Raw genomic sequence first — 2,956 nt, forward strand, 5'->3', positions numbered from 1 at the left:
GATAGAATATCGGGAAAAGGCCGTGGCATAATACTCTTTTTATTACTGTCTACTTGACAGGGAGATGACCAAACAAGGTCTTGTTTTTATAAAAACGTATTGCTATAATATAAAAGTAATAAGATTTTACAATAAAAATATAAAATTAATCAGTTCGCATATAAGAGAAGACCTCAATATGCGCCATGTCCTTAGGGGACGTGTGCGTGTATTGAGGTCTTTTTGCGTTTTGCGAGAAAAACACCTGGAGGTGCAGGAATTATGTTGAATTGGTTGTCTGCAAAACTTATGACAACATCAGTAGGAGATTTCTTACTGGCAAAAAGTAGCTTTACGAAGGGGCTTGGTGGTAGTGGCAGTGGTGCCAATGCTGAAACCGTCCAAAAAAGCATGAACACTTTGGTGAAAACCTTAATTGGTTTTGGGGGAATATGGGTGGCAGCTTGCGTTGTATTTGCAGCTATTAAACTATCTGGTGCACAAGGGAAGAATCCTGAAAACCGTACACAAGCTATGATTGGTTTAGCCTGCGCAGCAATTGGAGGCTTTGTCATGATCAAAGCGTACGATATCGCTGCTTGGGTTACGACAATCTAACATAAGAGTTTGTACAAGCTTTCCTCGATTTGGGGAGAGCTTCTCTTATACAAGGGAGGAAAAAGAATGAGAAAAGTAACCGTTCCTGTTGATATGACTTCGGAACAAAAAACACTACTAGGTGTGCTGAGCAAGCGCCAATTGATTTATCTATTGGGTGGCGGAGCATCCCTTTATTTATATGTACCATTTTTATGGCGACTATTTGCACCTATTGATGCGGTAGTAGCATTTTTTATTTGCTTAATTTTAGCACTACCAACGGTAGTAAGTGTAATAGCGTTTGCGTTTATATATAAAGAAAAACAACACATGTATCTAGATAAGTATTTAATTATTAAAATGCGTAGCCGCTCCGAAAAAGGTAAGTGGAGAAAAGGGTACGAGCCAACTACATGGGCAAAGGAGAATCTGTAAATGTTAGAAATGATATATTTTGCGGCGATAGCCATTGTAGGATTTTTCTTTTATCGAAAAATGAATGGAAAACCGCTGTTTGGTTCTAAGAAAAAAGGGAAAAAGCAAGGTGGAGTAGAGAAACACACTACTGAAAAAGCTGGAAAGAAAAATAAAAAAAATATGTCTGCTGAATCGGAAATTGATGAGGATAATGTTGACTTCTTTCGTAATTTTGTAGAGGACATTAAGGAAATTGATAATCATATGATTCGGTATCATGATGACACATTTGTCCTGATTGCGGAAGCACATCCAGTTAACTATTATTTACTTTCCAATATGGAACAAGAAGCGATTGATATCAAAATTGAATCATGGTTAACCACATTAGAGTTTAATACGAAAGTATATATTCAAAGTAAGTTTGTAGATTTAACAGATCCTGTACGAAAAATGACAGAAACGATGAAAGGTGCGAAGGACCTTACACCAGAGACGGTTCTATATGGTCAAGAAGTTATTGATAATTTAGAGTACTGGCAACGTTCGCAACCTCGATATGAACAAAAACGTTATTTAATTTATCCATACAAGGTTGATATTAGTACGATTACGGCTGATACAGAGGACGAGTTAGAAGAAAAGATTGTAGATAAGGCATTTAACGAACTATATCGTCGTTATAATGCATCTCGAAATCTACTATCGAAAGCAAAAATTAATGTAGAAATGTTAACGAAAGATAAATTAATAGAACTTTTATATGTAGCATTTAACCGTCGTAAAGCTATAAAAGCTCGTTTCCAGGACTTAATTGAAAACGAGAATTTCTCCCTCTATTCAACAGGGGAAACGAATGAAAGAAAACTAGAGTTAATGAAGAAAGTGCTAGCGGAAGAAAAGGCGGAAAAATCAAATAACGGGGTGGCGTAAACATGAAGTTGTTCGGAAAAAAGAAAAAGGAAAAGAAAAAAATAGAAGCAGAAGAGAGGGATGAATTGGAGCTAGAGGAGGAAGAGTTGGAAGAAGAGGAAATACCGACGCAATTAGACAATCAAACAACAGTGTTTGATGTTATTGCTCCAGAAGGAATGAAAATTGATGCAGAAGATTATGGGGTCATTAAACAATCTTTAGGAAGTAATACGTTCTTTCGTCCGTTTTATATTCCACGTGATGGGTACCCGCGTATGATGCAAACCAATTGGCTCAACATGTTAACTTTGGCTGGGGAAGTGGATGTCATGATCGATATTCATAAAGAACCAAAAGCTAAAGCAATGCGATCATTAGATATGCAGCTGACGATGTTACGTTCCAATCTTTCTTTCCAACGTACACGAGGAAACATTGACCAAGAAAAAGACTTAGATGCAAAAATTCAAGATACAAACAATTTAATGGATGAAATCCAGTTCAATGAAAACGACTCCTATATGGTGAGTACAATGGGTGTTGCTTACGCAGAATCAAAGAAAGAATTGGACGTTTTATGTGAGTATATTGAAGATGAAATGCAAGCATCTCACTTTAAGATAGCAAGTACTTGGAACCGTGTGAAGAGTGGTTTGAAAGCTACTATGCCACTAGGAGCACCAAATACGCTGCAAGATACCTATCGAAATATCGATAGACGTGCGTTATGTACATTTGCACCCTTTGTATCAGGATCCGGAAGATTTAATGGTGGGATACCAATAGGAAAGAACAAAATTAATGGCCAAGTAGAATTTTTAAATTCATTCGGGAATGCAGATTATCGTCCACCAAACTATAACATTGGTGTGACAGGAATTTCAGGTTCCGGGAAAAGTTTACTTTTAAAAATGAAGCTCGCTCGTGAAACATCACTTGCAGATACGCATGCAATGATTATCGATCCAGAGGGAGGTGCGACACGTTCCTAAGTGAAAAGCTTAGGCATTGTCGAACTTACAGTTCAACAGTGAACTGTCATTCC

General features: G+C 37.3%; 2 protein-coding genes and 2 pseudogenes. All 4 read left to right on the plus strand.

What is annotated here, in order from left to right:
- The first annotated feature begins 178 nt into the window (after window positions 1-178).
- Window positions 179-597: pseudogene (locus QO049_RS30305) on the plus strand (hypothetical protein).
- Window positions 598-663: 66 nt separating this feature from the next.
- On the plus strand, window positions 664-1,014 hold the full coding sequence (locus QO049_RS30310; protein ID WP_001233534.1) for a PrgI family protein: 351 nt from the start codon (window positions 664-666) through the stop codon (window positions 1,012-1,014).
- Window positions 1,015-1,929, plus strand: a complete 915-nt coding sequence (locus QO049_RS30315) for a hypothetical protein (RefSeq protein ID WP_097842876.1) — start codon at window positions 1,015-1,017, stop codon at window positions 1,927-1,929.
- A 2-nt stretch (window positions 1,930-1,931) separates the two neighbouring features.
- Window positions 1,932-2,885, plus strand: a pseudogene (locus QO049_RS30320) (hypothetical protein); the annotation flags it as partial.
- Between the last annotated feature and the right edge of the window lie 71 nt (window positions 2,886-2,956).

It is taken from the genome of Bacillus sp. RB3 (genome assembly GCF_030164735.1).
Classification (GTDB): Bacteria; Bacillota; Bacilli; order Bacillales; family Bacillaceae_G; genus Bacillus_A; species Bacillus_A cereus.